This window comes from Micromonospora sp. SCSIO 07396 (genome assembly GCF_053667945.1).
This window is the reverse complement of record NZ_CM132210.1, coordinates 2,626,635-2,644,733: the sequence shown is the minus strand read 5'-3', so window position 1 is coordinate 2,644,733 and position 18,099 is coordinate 2,626,635. Positions and strand designations below refer to the sequence as shown.

At 74.3% G+C, this 18,099-nt stretch carries 17 protein-coding genes; 10 read left to right on the top strand and 7 right to left on the bottom strand.

What is annotated here, in order from left to right; genetic code table 11:
- The first annotated feature begins 94 nt into the window (after positions 1 to 94).
- The 4 genes from ACWCHM_RS11245 to ACWCHM_RS11230 are packed head-to-tail and all read left to right on the top strand — an operon-like array spanning position 95 to position 3,223.
- Positions 95 to 520 carry a TOBE domain-containing protein gene (locus ACWCHM_RS11245; RefSeq protein WP_454222355.1) on the top strand — a complete coding sequence of 142 codons (426 nt, stop codon included), beginning with the start codon at positions 95 to 97 and terminating at the stop codon, positions 518 to 520.
- A gap of 44 nt (positions 521 to 564) precedes the next feature.
- Positions 565 to 1,353, top strand: a complete 789-nt coding sequence (gene modA / locus ACWCHM_RS11240) for a molybdate ABC transporter substrate-binding protein (RefSeq protein WP_454223064.1) — start codon at positions 565 to 567, stop codon at positions 1,351 to 1,353.
- Positions 1,354 to 1,388: 35 nt separating this feature from the next.
- Complete coding sequence (locus tag ACWCHM_RS11235; protein ID WP_454223063.1) at positions 1,389 to 2,159, top strand: ABC transporter permease; 771 nt, start codon at positions 1,389 to 1,391, stop codon at positions 2,157 to 2,159.
- A complete protein-coding gene (locus ACWCHM_RS11230; RefSeq protein WP_454222354.1) occupies positions 2,141 to 3,223 on the top strand; it encodes an ABC transporter ATP-binding protein in 1,083 nt (360 codons plus the stop codon). Before ACWCHM_RS11235 ends, ACWCHM_RS11230 begins: the two co-directional genes overlap by 19 nt.
- 16 nt (positions 3,224 to 3,239) lie before the next feature.
- On the opposite strand, the gene nhaA is transcribed toward ACWCHM_RS11230, so the two are convergent.
- The 4 genes from nhaA to ACWCHM_RS11210 all read right to left on the bottom strand — a co-directional run bounded on the left by nhaA (position 3,240) and on the right by ACWCHM_RS11210 (position 8,059).
- Positions 3,240 to 4,601 (bottom strand): Na+/H+ antiporter NhaA, encoded by a 1,362-nt coding sequence (nhaA, locus tag ACWCHM_RS11225; protein ID WP_454222353.1) that lies wholly within the window; start codon positions 4,599 to 4,601, stop codon positions 3,240 to 3,242.
- Positions 4,602 to 4,786: 185 nt separating this feature from the next.
- A complete protein-coding gene (gene htpG / locus ACWCHM_RS11220) occupies positions 4,787 to 6,688 on the bottom strand; it encodes a molecular chaperone HtpG (RefSeq protein WP_454222352.1) in 1,902 nt (633 codons plus the stop codon).
- 65 nt (positions 6,689 to 6,753) lie between these two features.
- Positions 6,754 to 7,422 (bottom strand): class I SAM-dependent DNA methyltransferase, encoded by a 669-nt coding sequence (locus ACWCHM_RS11215; RefSeq protein ID WP_281897305.1) that lies wholly within the window; start codon positions 7,420 to 7,422, stop codon positions 6,754 to 6,756.
- A 97-nt stretch (positions 7,423 to 7,519) separates the two neighbouring features.
- The gene (locus tag ACWCHM_RS11210; RefSeq protein WP_454222350.1) at positions 7,520 to 8,059 is read right to left on the bottom strand and encodes a DinB family protein; all 540 of its coding nucleotides are present in this window, start codon (positions 8,057 to 8,059) and stop codon (positions 7,520 to 7,522) included.
- An 83-nt stretch (positions 8,060 to 8,142) separates the two neighbouring features.
- Here ACWCHM_RS11210 and smpB point away from each other — a divergent pair, with 83 nt between their 5' ends.
- Positions 8,143 to 8,646: an SsrA-binding protein SmpB gene (gene smpB, locus ACWCHM_RS11205; RefSeq protein ID WP_204960706.1), complete on the top strand. Its 504-nt coding sequence runs from the start codon at positions 8,143 to 8,145 to the stop codon at positions 8,644 to 8,646.
- 25 nt (positions 8,647 to 8,671) lie between these two features.
- Here the strand turns inward: smpB and ACWCHM_RS11200 are convergent, their stop codons facing one another.
- Positions 8,672 to 9,526, bottom strand: a complete 855-nt coding sequence (locus ACWCHM_RS11200) for a hypothetical protein (RefSeq protein WP_454222348.1) — start codon at positions 9,524 to 9,526, stop codon at positions 8,672 to 8,674.
- A gap of 328 nt (positions 9,527 to 9,854) precedes the next feature.
- Between ACWCHM_RS11200 and ACWCHM_RS11195 the strand changes: the two genes are divergently transcribed.
- Positions 9,855 to 10,427, top strand: a complete 573-nt coding sequence (locus tag ACWCHM_RS11195; protein WP_204960704.1) for a winged helix-turn-helix domain-containing protein — start codon at positions 9,855 to 9,857, stop codon at positions 10,425 to 10,427.
- Positions 10,424 to 11,686, top strand: coding sequence for an MFS transporter (locus ACWCHM_RS11190; RefSeq protein WP_454222347.1), 1,263 nt, complete (start codon positions 10,424 to 10,426; stop codon positions 11,684 to 11,686). Before ACWCHM_RS11195 ends, ACWCHM_RS11190 begins: the two co-directional genes overlap by 4 nt.
- Before the next feature lie 379 nt (positions 11,687 to 12,065).
- Here the strand turns inward: ACWCHM_RS11190 and ACWCHM_RS11185 are convergent, their stop codons facing one another.
- On the bottom strand, positions 12,066 to 12,479 hold the full coding sequence (locus ACWCHM_RS11185) for a type II toxin-antitoxin system Phd/YefM family antitoxin (RefSeq protein ID WP_204960702.1): 414 nt from the start codon (positions 12,477 to 12,479) through the stop codon (positions 12,066 to 12,068).
- A gap of 85 nt (positions 12,480 to 12,564) precedes the next feature.
- Positions 12,565 to 14,301, bottom strand: a complete 1,737-nt coding sequence (locus ACWCHM_RS11180) for a M28 family peptidase (protein ID WP_454222346.1) — start codon at positions 14,299 to 14,301, stop codon at positions 12,565 to 12,567.
- Between the two features lie 276 nt (positions 14,302 to 14,577).
- Here ACWCHM_RS11180 and ACWCHM_RS11175 point away from each other — a divergent pair, with 276 nt between their 5' ends.
- The 3 genes from ACWCHM_RS11175 to ACWCHM_RS11165 are packed head-to-tail and all read left to right on the top strand — an operon-like array spanning position 14,578 to position 18,055.
- A complete protein-coding gene (locus ACWCHM_RS11175) occupies positions 14,578 to 15,102 on the top strand; it encodes a PadR family transcriptional regulator (protein ID WP_088646373.1) in 525 nt (174 codons plus the stop codon).
- On the top strand, positions 15,099 to 15,779 hold the full coding sequence (locus tag ACWCHM_RS11170; RefSeq protein ID WP_454222345.1) for an ABC transporter ATP-binding protein: 681 nt from the start codon (positions 15,099 to 15,101) through the stop codon (positions 15,777 to 15,779). The genes ACWCHM_RS11175 and ACWCHM_RS11170 overlap by 4 nt, the downstream gene beginning before the upstream one ends.
- The gene (locus ACWCHM_RS11165; protein ID WP_454222344.1) at positions 15,776 to 18,055 is read left to right on the top strand and encodes an FtsX-like permease family protein; all 2,280 of its coding nucleotides are present in this window, start codon (positions 15,776 to 15,778) and stop codon (positions 18,053 to 18,055) included. The genes ACWCHM_RS11170 and ACWCHM_RS11165 overlap by 4 nt, the downstream gene beginning before the upstream one ends.
- Positions 18,056 to 18,099 lie beyond the last annotated feature (44 nt).

Here is an 18,099-nt window from a genome sequence, read left to right as displayed (position 1 = left end):
CCAGCGACTGCGAGCCGACAGAGGGCTAGAGGGTGGCGTCCGCGAGGTGGAATCCCGCTTCCGGTGGGCAGATGCAGGCCGCTAGGGTGACCGGGTGAGCGTGTTCCGGATCAGTGAGGCCGCCGAGCTGCTCGGGGTCAGCGCCGACACCGTGCGGCGCTGGGTGGACGCCGGCCGGCTGCCCGCCCGGCGGGACACCCACGGCCACCGCATCGTCGACGGCGTGGACCTGGCCGGCTTCGTCCGCGCCCAGTCCGCCGCCCCCGACGAGGGGGCCGAGTTCTCCTCCGCCCGCAACCGGCTGCGCGGGATCGTCACCGCCGTCGTCCGGGACACCGTGATGGCCCAGGTCGACATCCAGGCCGGGCCGTTCCGGATCGTCTCGCTGATGAGCCGCGAGGCCGTCGACGAGCTGGACCTGCGGGTCGGCTCGGTGGCCGTCGCCGTGATCAAGTCGACCACCGTCGTGGTGGAGCGGCCCGCGCCCACCGGGCAGGCCAGGGGAAGGACCGACCCGTGACCGGCACCACCACGGCCGCCCGACAGCGCGGCGGCAGCCGTCCGGTGCGCCAGCGGATCCGTGTCGTCGTCGCCGCCCTCGTGGTGGCCGTCCCCGCCCTGGCCGGATGCGGGGGCGGCACCACCGCGCCGGCCGCCGACGGCGGGCCGCGCGGCACCCTCACCGTCTTCGCCGCCGCGTCGCTGACCGAGTCGTTCACCACCCTCGGCCGGCGGTTCGAGGCCGAATACCCGGGCACCACCGTCACCTTCAACTTCGCCGGCAGCTCCGCCCTGGCCACCCAGATCACCCAGGGCGCCCCCGCCGACGTGTTCGCCTCGGCCGCCCCGACGAACATGACCACCGTCACCGCCGCCGGTCACGCCGCCGGCACCCCCACCGTCTTCGCCCGCAACCAGCTCGTCATCGCCGTGCCGCAGGGCAACCCGCAGCGCCTCGCCGGGCTGGCCGACCTGACCCGGCCGGGGTTGAAGGTCGCGCTGTGCGCCGCCCAGGTGCCGTGCGGGGCGGCGGCGACCACCGCGCTGGACGCGGCCGGCGTACGGGTCACCCCGGTCACCCTCGAACAGGACGTCAAGGGCGCGCTGGCCAAGGTGAAACTCGGCGAGGTCGACGCGGCGCTGGTCTACCGCACCGACGCCCGCGCAGCCGACCGGGAGGTCGACGGCATCGAGTTCGCGGAGTCCGCCCGTGCCGGCAACGACTACCCGATCGTGGTGCTCACCGACGCGCCGAACCCCACCGCCGCCCGCGCCTTCGTCGCGCTGGTCCGGTCCACAGCCGGGCAAGCCGTCCTCACCGACGCCGGATTCCAGCCACCGGCAGGCCCGTGACCGCGTCCACCCGCCGTCGCGGCACCGGTCAACGGATGCCGGTCGCGCTGCTCGTACCGGCCGCCCTGGGGTTGCTGTTCCTGCTGCTGCCACTGGGCGGGCTGCTGCTGCGCACCCCGTGGACGTCACTGGGACCGCGCCTCACCACACCCGGGGTGCTCACCGCGCTGCGGCTGTCGGTGCAGTGCGCCACCCTGGCCACGCTGCTCTGCCTGGCGCTGGGCGTACCCCTGGCGTGGCTGTTGGCCCGGGTGGAGTTCCCCGGCCGGCGGCTGGTCCGGGCGCTGGTCACCGTGCCGCTGGTGCTGCCGCCGGTGGTCGGCGGGGTGGCGCTGCTGCTGGTCTTCGGCCGACGCGGGCCGGTCGGCGGCTGGCTGGACGCCACCTTCGGCGTCACGCTGCCGTTCACCACCACCGGCGTGGTGCTCGCCGAGGCGTTCGTGGCGATGCCGTTCCTGATCATCGCGGTGGAGGGGGCGCTGCGCGGCGTCGACCACCGCTACGAGGAGGCCGCCGCCACCCTGGGCGCCGGCCGGTGGACCACCTTCACCCGGGTCACCCTGCCGCTGGTCGCCCCCGGCGTCGCCGCCGGGGCGGTACTGTGCTGGGCCCGCGCCCTCGGTGAGTTCGGCGCGACCATCACCTTCGCCGGCAACTACCCGGGCCGGACCCAGACCATGCCGCTCGCGGTCTACCTGGCCCTGGAGACCGACCTGGAGGCCGCCGTGGTGCTCAGCCTGGTGCTGCTCACCGTCTCGGTGGTGATCCTCGCCGGGCTGCGCGACAGGTGGATCGGCGGCCCGTGACACCGCCGCTGCTCGACGGGCACCTGGTCGTCGACCGGGCCGGGTTCCGGCTGGACGTCCGGCTGCACGTCGCCGCCGGGGAGGTGGTCGCGCTGCTCGGGCCCAACGGTGCCGGCAAGACCACCGCGCTGCGTGCCCTCGCCGGGCTGCATCCGCTCGACGCCGGCCGGCTGCGCCTCGACTCGACGGTGCTGGACCAGCCGGACGCGCGGCGGTTCGTCCGGCCGGAGCGGCGACCGGTCGGCGTGGTGTTCCAGGACTACCTGCTCTTCCCACACCTGACCGCCCGGGACAACGTCGCGTTCGGCCCGCGCCGGCAGGGCCTGCCCCGGCGGGCCGCCCGGGCGCGGGCCGACCGCTGGCTGGACCGGGTGGGGCTGGCCGGGTACGCCGGACGGCGGCCCCGGGAACTCTCCGGCGGGCAGGCCCAGCGGGTCGCGCTGGCCCGCGCGCTCGCCGTCCACCCGACCCTGCTGCTGCTCGACGAGCCGCTGGCCGCGCTCGACGCCCGGACCCGGCTGGACACCCGCGCCGAACTGCACCGCCACCTCACCGACCACGCCGGGGCGGCCGTGCTGGTCACCCACGATCCGCTCGACGCCCTGGCGTTGGCCGACCGGCTGATCATCGTCGAGGACGGCCGGGTGGTCCAGGAGGGCGACCCGGCCACGGTCACCGCCCGGCCGCGCACCGACTACGTGGCCCGACTGGTCGGGCTGAACCTGCTCCGGGGTCGGGCCGACGGGCATCTCGTCCACCTCGCCGACGGGTTCGCCGTGCCGACCGCCGACCGGCTCGACGGCGACGCCTTCGTGGTCTTCCCACCGACCGCCGTCACCCTGCACCCGGACCGACCCGGCGGCGATGCTCCGCACACCTGGCCGGCCACCGTCGCCGGGGTGCACCGGCACGGCGACCACCTGCGGGTGCAGCTCACCGGGCCGGTCAGCACCGTCGCCGACGTCACCCCCGCCGTCGCCGCCGGGCTGCGGCTGCTGCCCGGGCAGCAGGTCTGGGCGAGCGTGGCGGCCGGCGACACCCGGGCGTACCCGGTCGGGCCCTGACGCCCGGGGGCGGCGGTCACCCCGGGCCGGGCGGGCCGTCGTCGGCGGCGGGGGCGGGGGCGGGGGCAGATGGCGTCGGCTGGAACACGTCCGGCACCCCGTCGCGGTCCAGATCGACCTGCTCGGCCTCGTGCACCCGCCGGTAGACCCGGCTGCGGGCGCGCAGGATGACGCTGGCCAGCAGGGCCGACACCAGCGAACCGGCGAGCACCGCCACCTTGGCGTGGTCATCGCGGGCGCTGCCCAGCCCGAAGGCCAGCTCCCCGATCAGCAGCGAGACGGTGAAGCCGATCCCGCCGAGCAGCGCCAGCCCGAGCACGTCGAGCCAGTTGAGGCCCTCGTCGAGGTCGGCCCGGGTGAACCGGGACACCAACCAGGTCGCGGTCAGGATGCCGATCGGCTTGCCGACGATCAGGCCGACGGCGATGCCCACCGCGACCCGGTCGGTCAACGCGGTGGCCAGCCCGGCGAGCCCTCCCACGGTGACCCCGGCGGAGAGGAAGGCGAACACCGGGACGGCGATGCCGGCGGAAACCGGCCGGACCCGGTGCTCGAAGTGCTCGGCCAGGCCAGGCCCGGCGTCCGGGCCGCCGGCCGCCGCGCTGCGCAGCACCGGCACGGTGAAGGCGAGCAGGACGCCGGCCACGGTGGCGTGCACCCCCGACTCGTGCACCAGCACCCAGGTGAGGACGGCGAACGGCAGCAGCAGCCACCACGACCGGACCCGGCGCTGCACCAGCACCCCGAACGCGGCGAGCGGCAACAGCGCGCCCACCAGCGGGACGACGGACAGATCGGCGGTGTAGAAAACCGCGATGATCATGATGGCGAGCAGGTCGTCGACCACCGCCAGGGTGAGCAGGAAGGTCCGCAGCGCCGACGGCAGGAAACGACCCACCACGGCGAGCACCGCCAGGGCGAACGCGATGTCGGTGGCGGTCGGGATGGCCCAGCCCCGGCCCGCGCCGTCACCCGCCCCGGCGGCGATCAGGGCGTACAGCACGGCGGGCACGACCACCCCGCCGACGGCCGCCGCCACCGGCACCGCCGCCCGCCGGGGGTCGCGCAGGTCACCGGCCACGAACTCACGTTTGAGCTCCAGGCCGGCGACGAAGAAGAACACCGCCAGCAGACCGTCGGCGGCCCAGGTCGCCACGCTGAGATCCAGGTGCAGCGCGGCCGGGCCGAGGGTGACGTCCCGCAGCGCCTGGTACGACCCCGACCAGGGGGAATTGGACCAGACCAACGCGACGAGCGCCCCGCCGAGCAGGAGCGCCCCGCCGACGGTCTCCCGGCGCAGGATGGCCGAGATCCGACTGGTCTCGCCCCAGGAGCGGCGGGCGAACAGGCTGGAGCGTCGCCGGGTGGCGTTGGTCACAGGAACTCCTCGTCGGCAGGGGTCGCGTCATCCACCGCCGACCAGACTTCCCGGCACACCTGGACCAACCCTATCCGCTGCGGCGACCCGCCGCCGCTGCGACGCCGGCCGGTGTACCCGGCACCCCGGCCGCCGAACCCTGGTGCTCCCGGCCGGGCCGTTGCCCGGCCGGGAGCGGAGGCGGATCAGAGGGTACGGGCCAGCCGGTCGGCGAGCAGCCTGGCGAACCGGGCCGGGTCGGCCAGGTCGCCGCCCTCGGCGAGCAACGCCGTGCCGTAGAGCAACTCGGCGGTCTCGGTCAGCGCCGCGCTGTCGTCGCCCCGCTGGTGGGCGACGCGCAGGCCGGTGACCAGCGGGTGGGTCGGGTTGAGTTCGAGGATCCGCTTGACCGGGGGCAGTTCCTGCCCCATCGCCCGGTACATCTTCTCCAGCGTCGGGGTGATGTCGTGCGCATCGCCGACGATGCACGCGGGCGAGGTGGTCAGCCGGGAGGAGAGCCGGACCTCCTTGACCGTGTCGGCGAGCGCCCCGCCGAGGAAGGTGAGCAGCTCGGCGTACTCCTTGTTCTGCTGCTCCCGGGCGACCTCGGTGTCCTTGCGCTCCTCCTCGGTCTCCAGGTCGACCTGGCCCTTGGCGATGGAGCGCAGCGGCTTGCCGTCGAACTGGCCGACCCGTTCCACCCACACCTCGTCGACCGGGTCGGTGAGCAGCAGCACCTCGTAGCCCTTGGCCCGGAACGCCTCCAGGTGCGGCGAGTTCTCCAGCATGGTGCGGCTCTCGCCGGTGGCGTAGTAGATCTCGGTCTGGCCGTCCTTCATCCGCTCCACGTACCCGCCCAGGGTGGTGGGCTCGGTGTCGTGGTGGGTGGAGGCCACCGACAGCAGGTCGAGGAGGGTCTCGGTGTTGTCCGCGTCCTCCAGCAGACCCTCCTTGACCACCCGGCCGAACTCGCCCCAGAAGGTGGCGAACTTCTCCGGGTCGGCGGTGCGCATCTCCTTGACCGTGGCGAGCACCTTGCGGACCAGCCGGCGGCGCACGATCTGGATCTGCCGGTCCTGCTGGAGGATCTCCCGGGAGATGTTCAGCGACAGGTCGTGCGCGTCCACCACACCCTTGACGAAGCGCAGGTAGTTCGGCATCAGCGCGGCGCAGTCGTCCATCACGAAGACCCGCTTGACGTACAGCTGCACCCCGCGCCGGCCGTCGGCCTGGTAGAGGTCGTACGGCGCGTGCGCGGGCAGGAACAGCAGCGCCTCGTACTCGAAGGTGCCCTCCCCGCGCATGTGGATGGTCTCCAGCGGGTCGGTCCAGTCGTGGCTGACGTGCCGGTAGAAGTCCCGGTACTCCTCCTCGGCGACCTCGTCGCGCGAGCGCGCCCAGAGCGCCTTGCGGGAGTTGAGGGTCTCCTCGGTGGGTTCGCCGCCGTCGACGCCCGGCACGGTGGTGCGGATCGGCCAGGCGATGAAGTCCGAGTACCGCTTCACGATCTGCCGGACCGTGGCGAGGTCGGCGTAGTCGTGCAGGTTGTCCTCGTCGTCGGCGGGCTTGAGGTGCACGGTGACCGAGGTGCCCTGCGGGGCGTCGTCCACGGTCTCCACCACGTACGTGCCCTCGCCGGTGGACTCCCAGCGGGTGCCCTCGGTCTGCCCGGCCCGCCGGGTGAGCAGGGTGACCCGGTCGGCGACCATGAACGTCGAGTAGAACCCGACACCGAACTGGCCGATCAGCTCGCCGCCGGCGCTCTCCTTGGACTCCTTGAGCTTACGCAGCAGCTCGGCGGTGCCGGAGCGGGCGATCGTGCCGATCAGCGACACGACGTCCTCGCGGGACATGCCGATGCCGTTGTCCCGCACGGTGAGGGTCCGGGCCTGCGGGTCGGTCACCAGCTCGATGTGCAGGTCGGAGGTGTCGACGTCGAGGTCGGAGTCGACCAGCGACTCCAACCGCAGCTTGTCCAACGCGTCGGAGGCGTTGGAGATCAGCTCGCGCAGGAAGACGTCCTTGTGCGAATAGATGGAATGCACCATCAGTTGCAGCAGCTGGCGTGTCTCCGCCTGGAACTCCAGCGTCTCGGTCCGACTGCTCACACCAACCTCCTCGTACGGGCGGGCCAGATCCGCGCAACAGGATACGAGGTGCCGTGGCGGCCCGGTCACGCCCGGTCGTCGTCCCGACGGACCAGCAGGCAGGCCTGCGGGGTACGCTCCATCGCCCCGGCGAACTCCTGCGGCGCCCGCCACATCCGGGCCTGCTCCGCCAACCCGGCGGCGTGCAGCAACGCGGCCACCTGGTCCGGGTGGCGGCGACGGAACGCCAGCGAGACCGGCTCGCCCCACGCCTCGGTGTAGCGGACCGTCTCGTCACCGACCTGGAAGGCGAGCAGGGCGTGCCCGCCGGGGGCGAGGACCCGGCGGAACTCGGCGAACACCCGGGGCAGCCACTCGTCGGGCACGTGGATGACGCTGTACCAGGCGACCAGCCCGGCCAGCACGCCGTCGGCCACCGGCAGGTCCAGCATGGACCCCTCGACGAGGCGCAGGTCGGGGTGGGCGAGCCGGCCCTGCGCCAGCATCCCGGGGGACAGGTCGAGCCCGGTGACGGTCAGATCGAGGGCGCGCAGATGGCCGGTGATCCGGCCGGGGCCGCAGCCGACGTCGAGCACCGGGCCACCGCCACCGGCCAGGACGGTTTCGGCGAACGCGGCGAGCATGCCCCGGTCGACCGGGCGGGCGGCGAGCTCGGCCCGGAACCGGGTGGCGTACCCGGCGGCCATGGTGTCGTAGGAGGCGCGGGTCTCGGCGAGGAAGTCGACGTCGGTCACGGCCGCGGACCCTACCGGCCGGGCGGCCTTTCCCGGGGCTGCGCCACACCGCCCGGCCCCACCCCGACGCCGGCCCGCCGGCGACGTCGCCTCCGGGTCAGCTGGGGGTCGCCGGGCGGGTGACGTCGTGCACGTGGTGTTCCACGTCGTGCAGGAAGTAGACGGCGAAGCGACCGACGGTGAACACCGAACCGTTGCTGCGCCGGCCCGGCCGGTCCCACTGCGCGGGCGTGATGGCGTCGAACGCGGCGGCGGTCGCCTCGGCCTGGGCGGCGAGTTCCCCGGCCACCCGGGCCGGGGACTGGTGGAAGTAGTCGTCCTCGACGGCGGTGGCGTCCTGGTCCCAGTTGGGGAAGACCGGGTCGTCCTCGTCGAGCATCAACGCCAGCCGGCCCCGGAAGATCCGGCAGGTGTCCCGCACGTGGCAGGCGTACTCCGTCGGCGACCAGACGGTCGGCGCGGGCCGCCGGGTCGCGTCGGGCCGGGACAGCGCCTCCCGCCAGACCGGGACGGTGGCGCGCAGCCGGTCCCCGGTGGCGTCGGCCCGCTGCGGCACGAAGCCGCACTCGGCGCACCCGTCGTCGATGACGAAGGTCCAGTCCCGGTCCTCCGGCGTGATCGCCGCCCACTCCGACATGCGGCGATCCTGCCACGCGGGTGCCGGGCCGGCGTCGGCGGTAGGGTGTACGCCGCTGGCAGATCCGGGTGGGGGTGGTCGTGGTGTCGCGGGACGCGGAGCGCCGGCCCGTCGCCGTCAACAAGAAGGCCCGGCACGACTACACCGTGCTGAAGACCTACGAGGCGGGCATCGTGCTGGCCGGCACCGAGGTCAAGTCGCTGCGCGAGGGGCGGGTGTCGTTGGTCGACGCGTTCGCCCAGGAACGCGACGGCGAGATCATGCTGTACGGCCTGCACATCGCCGAGTACGGCTACGGCACCTGGACCAACCACCAGCCCCGGCGGACCCGCAAGCTGCTGCTGCACCGGGTGGAGATCGCCCGGATCCTGGAGAAGCTACGTGACCCCGGGGTGACCCTGGTGCCGCTGTCGATGTACTTCAGCAACGGCTGGGCCAAGGTGGAGATCGGGCTGGCCCGGGGCCGCCGCTCGTACGACAAGCGGCAGGTGCTCGCCGAACGCGACGCGAACCGGGAGATCGCCAGGGAGTTGGGCCGCCGGCTCAAGGGTCGGCGACCGGCCGGCGAGGGCCACCGGCCGGGCTGACCTTCTCCCGGAGTGCCCTGCGGGCTCAGCCGGGGGCGCGGTCGTCCGCCCCGGCGGTGTCCGCGGTGCCCGGCGCGCTGGCCAGCACGATCGCCGCAGCCACGGTGGTCAGGGTGGCCAGGACCGCCCACGGCAACCAGCCGGGGCGTACCCCGTCACCGAGCAGCAGCACCCCGGCGACCGACGGGACGACGATCTCGACCGCCCAGAGCACGGCGGTGACCGGCCCGACCGGCCCGTGCCGCAGCGCGTGCGCGTAGAGGACCGTCCCGGTCACCCCGGAGACGACCAGTCCCCATCTGACCGGCTCCCGCAGCAGGTCCCAGGCCGCCGTGCCGGGGTGGCCCAGCGGGTCGGGTGGCGGGGTGAGCGCCCGCGCGCACAGCGCGGTGATCCCCCAGGCCAGCCCGGCCAGGGTGGCGGCGACGACCGGCCGGGCGACCCGCAGCGCGGCGAGGCCGGCGATCGCGGTCAGCACCGCCGCGCCGGCCAGGCCGACCCGTAGCGCCGTCGACGCGGTGACCGGTGGTTCGGGGCCGGCGGCCAGCGAGATGACGGTGAGGGCGGCGACGGTGAGCAGGATCGCCCCGGTGTCCCGGCGACGCAGCCGCGCGCCGAGCACGATCCGGGCGACGACCACGGTGACGGCGAGGGAGCCGGCGGTGACCGACTGGACCGCGTACACGGGCAGCTTCTGGAGGGCGACCAGGGAGGCGAGCCAGGCCAGCGTGTCGCAGGCCAGACCGGCGAGGTAGAGCGGGTGCCCGAGGGCACGCAGGGTGCTCGCGCCGCGCCGGGCCCCGACAGCCTGCAGGACCGAGCCGACGCCGTAGCCGAACGCCGCGCCGAGCGCGAAGGTCAGCGCCAGGCCGGCCGTCACGGCCCGCCCCCGACTCCCGGCCTGGCTGCGGCTACGGCTCCCGGCCCGGCCCCGGCCCCGGCTTCTGGCCAGTCTGCGGCTCCTGTTTCCGGGCCGGTGGATGCCAGCGGCCCGGCTGCTGTGGTCACCGCCGGCTCGGTCATCGGCACCGCCTCTGTTCCTGGTCCCGGTGTTCCCGGTTTCTGATCCCGGCCGGTCCGCGTCAGCCGTCGCTCCGTCGCATTGTCCCCGGCGCGTCCGCGCCCCGCAGCGCGTCGCCGACCCGACGCGCCACCGCCATTCCACGAGACTTCTTGTACTTCATGTCTTGTACTTCTATGGTGGGTGCATGACCGAGGAACCCACCCGGCACCTGACCGATCCCCGGGCGATGCGCGCGCTGGCCCACCCGACCCGGTTGCGGCTACTCGGCGAGCTGCGGGTCCGGGGCCCGCAGAGCGTCGGCATGCTCAGCGACGCCATCGACGAGGCGGTCGGCTCGGTCAGCTACCACCTGGGCAAGCTGGCCGAGCACGGCTTCGTCGAGGAGGCCCCCGAGCACGCCCGGGACCGTCGGGAACGCTGGTGGCGGGCGACCCACGCCCGAACGTCCTGGGAACCGGTCGAGGTGCTCGCCGACCCAGAACGCCGGGCCGCCTCCGACCTGCTGCGCCGCGCCGTGCTCGACCGGTACGCGGAACGCCTCGGCCACTACCTCGACGTCGAGGCGACCCTCGACCCGCAGTGGGTGCGCGGCACCGCCAGCGCCGACTCCTGGCTGCACCTGACCAGCGACGAGCTGATCGAACTGCGGGCCGAGCTGGAGGCGCTGGCCGCCCGCTGGCAGGCCCGAAGCGATCCCGCCCGGCCGGGGGCCGAGACGGTGTCGCTGATGTACCACGCCTTCCGGGACCAGCGGTGACGCCGCCTCGCCGTGGCCCGCTGGTCGGCCTGCTGGTCGGTCACACGGTCTCGCTCACCGGCAACATGCTCACCCTGATCGCGCTGCCGCTCTATGTGCTCGCCGAGACCGGCTCGCCCGCCGCCACCGGCCTCACCGGCGCGGTCGCCGCCGTACCGATGGTGCTCGGCGGCGCGCTCGGCGGGGTGCTGGTGGACCGGATCGGCTACCGCCGGGCCAGCGTCCTGGCCGACGTGGTGTCGGCGCTGACGGTCGCCGCGGTGCCACTGCTCGACGCCACGGTCGGCCTGCCGTTCTGGGCGCTGCTCGGGCTGGTCTTCGCCAGCGGCCTGCTCGACACCCCCGGGCAGACCGCCCGCAACGCCCTGCTGCCGGAGGCGGCCACCGCCGCCAGGGTGCCGCTGGAACGGGCCGTCGGCTGGTACGAGGCCAGCGAGCGGGGCGCCCGGCTGATCGGCGCCCCGATTGCCGGTCTGCTCGTCGCCGGCCTCGGCGCGCTCCCCGTGCTGGCCCTGGACGCCGTCACCTTCGCGGTCTCCGCGCTGGTCGTGACGGTGCTGGTGCCCCGATCGCTGCGCCCGGCCATGCCGGCTGACCCGACCGGCGGCGGCTACTGGCGGGAATTCGCGGCCGGGGTGCGGTTCCTGACCCGGGAGCCGCTGCTGCGCGCGGTGGTGCTGCTGGTGCTGGTGACCAACTTCCTCGACGCGACCAAGAGCAGCGTGCTGCTGCCGGTGGTGGCCGACCGGGAACTCGGCGGAGCGACGGCGTTCGGCCTGCTGGTCGGCGCGATGGGTGGCGGCGCGCTGGCCGGGTCGCTGCTGTTCAGCGCGGTCGGCCACCGGCTGCCCCGCCGGGCCACCCTCGTCACCGCGTTCGCCCTGGCCGGTACGCCGCCCTTCTGGGCGCTGGCCGCCGCGCCGCCGCTGCCCTGGATCATCGCGGTCTTCACCCTGTCCGGCTTCGCCGCCGGCGCGATCAACCCGCTGCTCGGCGCGGTGGAGCTGGAACGGGTGCCGGCCCACCTGCGGGCCCGGGTGTTCGGGGTGATCGGGGCGGGCTGCTGGGCCGGCATGCCGTTGGGCGCGTTCGCCGCCGGGGTGGCCGTCGACGGCTTCGGCACCACACCCGTCCTGGTCACCGTGGGCGGCTGCTACCTGCTGGTGGTGCTCACCCCGCTACTCGGCGGCCCATGGCGCACACTCGACCGCCCGAACACCCCCAACCACCAGGCACAAACCCCCACACCGGTCAGCTAACCAACCCCCGCCCCGACCCGGCCCCCCGCCCCCGTTCCCGTTCCCGTTCCCGGTGATCAAGAGGTTTGCGTCAACTTCGATCTTCAAGTTGACGCAAACCTCTTGATCAATTGACGCAAACTCCTTGATCACCGGGGCGAGGTGGACCGGGGCAGGCCCAGGATGGGATGGGGCGGGGGTGGGGCGGGGGTGGGGCGGGGGTGGGATGGGGCCAGGGCACGGTGAGGTGGCCAAGGCACGGTGAGGTGGCCAAGGCACGGTGAGGTGGCCAAGGCACGGTGAGGTGGCAGGGGCGCGGTGCGTCTGGCGGCGGGCGTGCCGGCGCGATGCGGGTGGGGGCCGACCCGGGCGTCGGGCCGGAGGCAGGCCGCGCCAGAGGTCAGTCGCGGCGCAGGTCGGTGTGGGCGGCGCGGAGACGGTCGACGGCCGGGTCGGTGCCGGGTGGGACGTGCCGGTCCAGCTCGGCCCAGACCTCGGCGAGGGCGTCGGTCACGGCCCGCAGCTCGGCGGCGTGCCGCAGGGCGCCCTGCCGGTGCGACTCCTCCAGCCGACGGGCCCAGCCGGCGGTCACCGTGGCGAGGCGGTCACCGTCGGCGCGGGCCTGGGCGGCGCTGCGGGCGGCGGGGGCCGGCACGATCGCGGCGACCGGCCGGGTGTCGCCGTCGCGGGTGACCAGGGTGACCGTGTCGGTCAGCTCGGCCATCGCGATCAGCTGGGTCAGCCGGGTACGCAGCTCGCGCAGCGGCACGGATCGGGGTTGACCACTGTGGTGGGACAGCGCGGGGGCAGCCATGTCCCCATGGTCCGACCGGGGTATGACATTTATCGCCATGACGGTCCGGGTGGGGTGGACCAGGCGTCCACCCCACCCGGGTCGGTCAGCTCGCCTGCAACGTCACGTCGTCGATGACGAAGCTGGTCTGCAACGAGGCGTCCTCGGTGCCGGTGAACTTGAGGGTCACCGTCTGCCCGGCGTACGCGCCGACGTCGAACGAGCGCAGCGTGTAGCCGGTGGCCTTGTCGAGGTTCGAGTACGTCGCCAGCGTGGTGCTGCCGACCTGGACCACCAGCTTGTCGTACGCGACGGTGGTGGTCCGCTCGGTGGTGTCGATGTGCAGGTAGAAGGCGAGGGTGTAGGAGGAGCAGCCGGCCGGCACGGTCACCGACTGGGACAGCGTGTCGGTGCTGGTGCTGCCGTTGCCGTTGAGCCACGCCTTGTAGGAGCCGGTGCGGGCCGGCTGGCTGGACGAGTTGGTGATGACGCCGGTGGTGGCCGTCCACGGGCTGGTGCCCGACTCGAAGCCGCCGTTGCCGACGACCTGGCCGCCGGTGCAGCTGCCGGTGCCGGTGACGGTGACGGTGTAGCTGGCCGTCCGGGTGGCCGAGCCGGTGCCGGTCACGGTCAGCGTGAAGGTGCCGAGGGTGGCGCTCGACGACGCGCTGACGGTCATGGTGGCCGAGCCGCCGGAGGTGACCGACGACGGGCTGAACGCGACGCTCACGCCGCTGGGCGCGCCGGAGGCGGACAGCGCGACGGTCTGGGCGCTGCCGCTGGTGGTGGCGGTGCTGACCGTGGCGGTGGTGGAGCCGCCCCGGGCGACGCCGCCGGCGGTGGGGCTGACCGCGACGGAGAAGTCGTTGGTCGGGGTGCCGCCGCCGACCGCGAGGTCCCAGATGGCGTACGCGACGCCGTCGGCGCTGCGGTTGAGGCCGGTGGCGTTGATGTTGCTGGTGGTGTCGCAGGAGGAGTGGTAGCACGGGTCGTACGCGGCGTTCGCGGTGCCGCCCCATTTGCTGGCCTGGGAGCTGGTCTTGCGGGCGCTGGCCCCCATGGCGTAACCGGAGGTGGGGATGCCGGCCTGCTGGAACGAGTAGTCGTCGGAGCGGCCCTGGCCCTCGGTGTTCTCCTCCGGCGACAGCCCGAGCGAGTCCCAGTACGCCTTGAGCGGCGCGGCGGTGCTGGAGGTGACCCGGTTGATGAAGTAGCCGCCGTTGGTCGAGGCGACCATGTCGAAGTTGTAGTAGCCCTTGATGTAGCCCTTCTGGGCGGTGGTCAGCGAGTTGACGTAGAACTTGGAGCCCTGCAGGCCCTGCTCCTCGCCGTTCCACCAGGCGAACCGGACCCGCTTGCTCATGGCCGGGCTCTGCTGGGCCAGCACCAGGGCGTTCTCCAGCAGCACCGACGAGCCGGAGCCGTTGTCGTTGATGCCCGGTCCGGCGGCGACGCCGTCGAGGTGCGCGCCGAACATGACCACGTCGTCGGCGGGGCCCTGCGGCCACTCGGCGATCACGTTGTTGCCCCGGTAGGTGCAGGTGGTGCAGGTCTGCTCGGTGACCGTGTAGCCGGCGGCCTGGAGCTTCGACTTCACGTAGGCGACCGAGGCGGTGTAGCCGGCCGAGCCGGCCCGCCGGTTGCCGCCGTTGCTGGTGGCGATGCTCTGGAACTGGGCCAGGTGCGCCTGGACGTTGCTGACCGAAACGTCCGGTGCGGCGAGCGCGGCGACGGCCGGCGCGGCGGTGGCCGGTCGGGCGGTCGGGGTGGCCGAGGCCGGTGGCGCGGCCAGGGCGAGCGTCACCGCGGTGACGGCGGCGATCGCCAGGGTTCTGCGCTTCATGCGAGCTCCTCACGGGGGTCGGCGGGGGTCCGCGCGGGCGTCACCGTCCCGTGTGCCGGGGTCGGCATGGGGGTGCACGGGAACCCGCGACCCGGGGGTGGGGTCGCGGCGGAGACGCCGGGGAAGCAAACACTGACATGTATCAATCTGCGGGTCAATCCGTCGGACGGTGTCACATTCCCGGGCGACGCCGGGAGGGGGCCCGGGACCCGGCCACGATGATCTCAGCGCTGGGTGTAGACAACGCGCGTATACGCGATGTGTATAGTCTCCCGCATGTCCATCGGCCAGACCTTTCTCGGCCTGCTGGAGGCGACCCCCCGGCACGGCTACGACATCAAACGGCGCTACGACGAACACTTCGGCCACTCCCGCCCGGTCGCCTACGGCCAGGTCTACGCGACCCTGTCCCGGCTGCTGCGCGGCGGCCTGGTCGAGGTGGAGGCGGTGGAGCCCGGCGAGGGCCCCGACCGCAAGCGGTACGCCATCACCGAGGCCGGCGTCGCCGACGTGGCGCAGTGGCTGGCCCGCCCGGAACAACCCGAGCCCTACCTGCAGAGCGTCCTCTACACCAAGGTCGTGCTCGCCCTGCTCACCGGCCGCGAGGCGGCCGAACTGCTCGACGTGCAGCGCGCCGAGCACCTGCGGCTCATGCGGGAGCTGACCCGACGCAAGCGCGGTGGCGACCTCGCCGAGCAGTTGATCTGCGACCACGCCCTGTTCCACCTGGAGGCCGATCTGCGCTGGCTGGAACTGACCACCGCCCGGCTCGACGAGTTGGCCGCGCGGGTGCGCGCATGAGCACCCCGCTGCTGGTCGCCGAGGGTCTGCACCGCAGCTTCGGCGAGACCGTCGCGCTGGTCGACGCCGGGCTACGCATCGACGAGGGCGAGGTGGTCGCGGTGCTCGGCTCGTCCGGCTCCGGCAAGTCCACCCTGCTGCACTGCCTGGCCGGGATCGTCCGCCCCGACCGGGGCCGGGTCGTCTTCGACGGCCGGGACCTGGTGACGATGAGCGACGCCCAGCGCAGCGCCCTGCGCCGGGAGCAGTTCGGCTTCGTCTTCCAGTTCGGGCAGCTGGTGCCCGAACTGACCTGCCTGGAGAACGTCGCGCTGCCGCTGCGGCTGGCCCGCGTCCCCCGCCGCGAGGCCGAGCAGCGGGCCGGGCAGTGGCTGGAACGGCTGGAGGTCACCGAGGTGGCCGGCAAGCGCCCCGGCGAGGTCTCCGGCGGTCAGGGGCAGCGCGTCGCGGTGGCCCGTGCACTGGTCACCCGCCCCCGGGTGATCTTCGCCGACGAGCCCACCGGCGCCCTGGACTCGCTCAACGGCGAACGGGTCATGCGGCTGCTCACCGAGGCCGCCCGGGACACCGGGGCGGCGGTGGTCCTGGTCACCCACGAGGCGCGGGTGGCCGCGTACTCCGACCGGGAGGTCGTGGTGCGCGACGGGCGTACCCGGAATCTGGAGGTGGCGGCGTGACCGGTCGGGGCGCGCTCGCGGACCTGGCGATGGGTGCCCGGATGGCCGTCACGGGCGGCCGGGAGGGTTGGATCCGGGCCCTGCTCACCGCCGTCGGTGTCGGGATCGGGGTGGCCATGCTGCTGCTGGCCACCGCCGTGCCCGGGGCGCTCGACGCCCGGCAGGCGCGCGGCGACGCCCGCGACGACCTGCGGTTCGGCGAACAGGTCACGGCCGGTCCCGGCACCCTGCTGGTCCACGCGCTGGACACCGAGTTCCGGGGCCGGCCGGTGCGGGGGCGGCTGCTGCGGCCGGAGGGACCGGCCGCGCCCGTCCCGCCGGGGTTGACCGCCCTGCCCGCCCCCGGCGAGGTGGTCGTCTCCCCCGCCCTGCGCCGGCTGCTCGACTCCCCCGACGGCCCGCTGTTCGCCCCCCGGCTGGGCGGCGCGCGGGTCACCGGGACGATCGCCGACGAGGGCCTCGCCGGCCCCAACGAACTGGCCTACTACCAGGGCGACGACCGGTTGACCGACACGTCCGGGGCGACCCGGCTGGACCGCTTCGGCGGCGGGCTGCCCGGCGAGGGGCTCGGCCCGGTGCTGATGCTGCTGGTGGCGGTCATCTTCGTGGTGCTGCTGCTGCCCATCGCGGTGTTCCTCGGCTCCGCCGTGCGCTACGGCGGCGAACGACGCGACCGGCGGCTCGCCGCGCTGCGCCTGGTCGGCGCGGACACCACCATGGTCCGGCGGATCGCCGCCGGAGAGGCCGCCGCCGGTGCCCTGCTCGGGGTCGCCGTCGGCATCGGACTCCTGCTCGCCGGCCGCCAGCTCGTCCCGCTGGTCACCCTCTACGACATCAGCGTGTACGCCGCCGACATCCGGCCGCCCACCGCGTTGCTGCTGGCCGTCGTGCTGGCCGTGCCGGCGCTGGCCGTGCTGGTGGCGATGCTGGCGCTGCGCGCGGTCGTGGTCGAGCCACTCGGAGTGGCCCGGCGCGGCACCCCGGCGCGTCGTCGGCTCTGGTGGCGGCTGGTGCTGCCCGCCGCCGGCCTGGCCCTGCTGCTGCCCGTGGCCGGTCTGCGCGACGGCGACGGCGGGATCACCAGGTGGGTGGTGCCGGCCGGGGCGGTGCTGCTGCTGATCGGCACGGTCACCCTGCTGCCCTGGCTGACCGACCTGCTGGTCCGGCGGCTGCGCGGCGGCCCGGTGTCCTGGCAGCTCGCGGTCCGTCGGGTGCAGCTGGACAGCGCCACCTCCGCCCGGCTGGTCAACGGCATCGCGGTCGCCGTCGCCGGCACCATCGGCCTGCAGATGCTCTTCGCCGGGATCGCCGGGGACTTCACCACCGCCAGCGGGCAGGACACCTCCCGGGCGCAGGTGCAGGTGCAGTTCCGCGACCAGCCGGACCTGGCCCGGGTGCTGCGCCAGCTCGGCGGGGCGGCTGGGGTGACCGCCGCCACCGGCACCCTCAGCGTCGGGGCCAACGCCGGCTCGCCGGACGGCCTGCCGGTGGACGTCCGGATCGGCGACTGCGCCGCACTGGCCGAGTTCGCCCATCTCGACAGGTGCGTGGACGGGGACACGTTCCTGGTGTCCGATCCGCGCGACCCGGCGGTCGTCCCCGCCGGCACGACGCTGACCGTCGAGGACGGGTCACGGTGGCGGGTGCCGGCGACGGCGCGGCCCGCACAGGCCCGGCCCGACCCGGCCGGCTGGATGCAGAACGCGGTGCTGGTCACCCCCGGCGCGGTCGGCTCGCGGACCCTCGGTCCGTTGCGCTCGACCGTCTACCTCCAGCTCGACCCGGCCGCCCCCGACGCGGTCGAACACGTGCGCAACGCCGCCGCCGCGATCGACCTGACCACCCCCGTGTCCGTGCTGTCCTCGACGATCGTGTCGCCCCGGTTCGCCGACATCCAGCGTGGCCTGGCCATCGGCACGGTCGTCACGCTGCTGCTGATCGCCACCAGCATGCTGGTCGGCACGCTGGAGCAGCTGCGGGAGCGCCGCCGCCTGCTGGCGATGCTGGTGGCGGTGGGCACCCGACGCAGCACCCTCGGCTGGTCGGTGCTGTGGCAGACCGCCCTGCCGGTCGGGGTCGGGCTGGTGCTGGCCGCCGGCTTCGGGCTCGGCCTCGGCGCGGCCCTGCTGCGGATGGTGCAGGCCCCGGTCACGGTCGCCTGGCCGGTGGTCGGCTTCTCCGTCGGGCTCGGCGCGCTGACCGTCCTGGCGATCACCGGGCTGAGCCTGCCCCTGCTGTGGCGGCTCACCCGCGCCGACGGGCTGCGCACCGAATGACCCGCCGGTCCGGGTCGGCAGCGGGTGCCGACCCGGACCGGGCG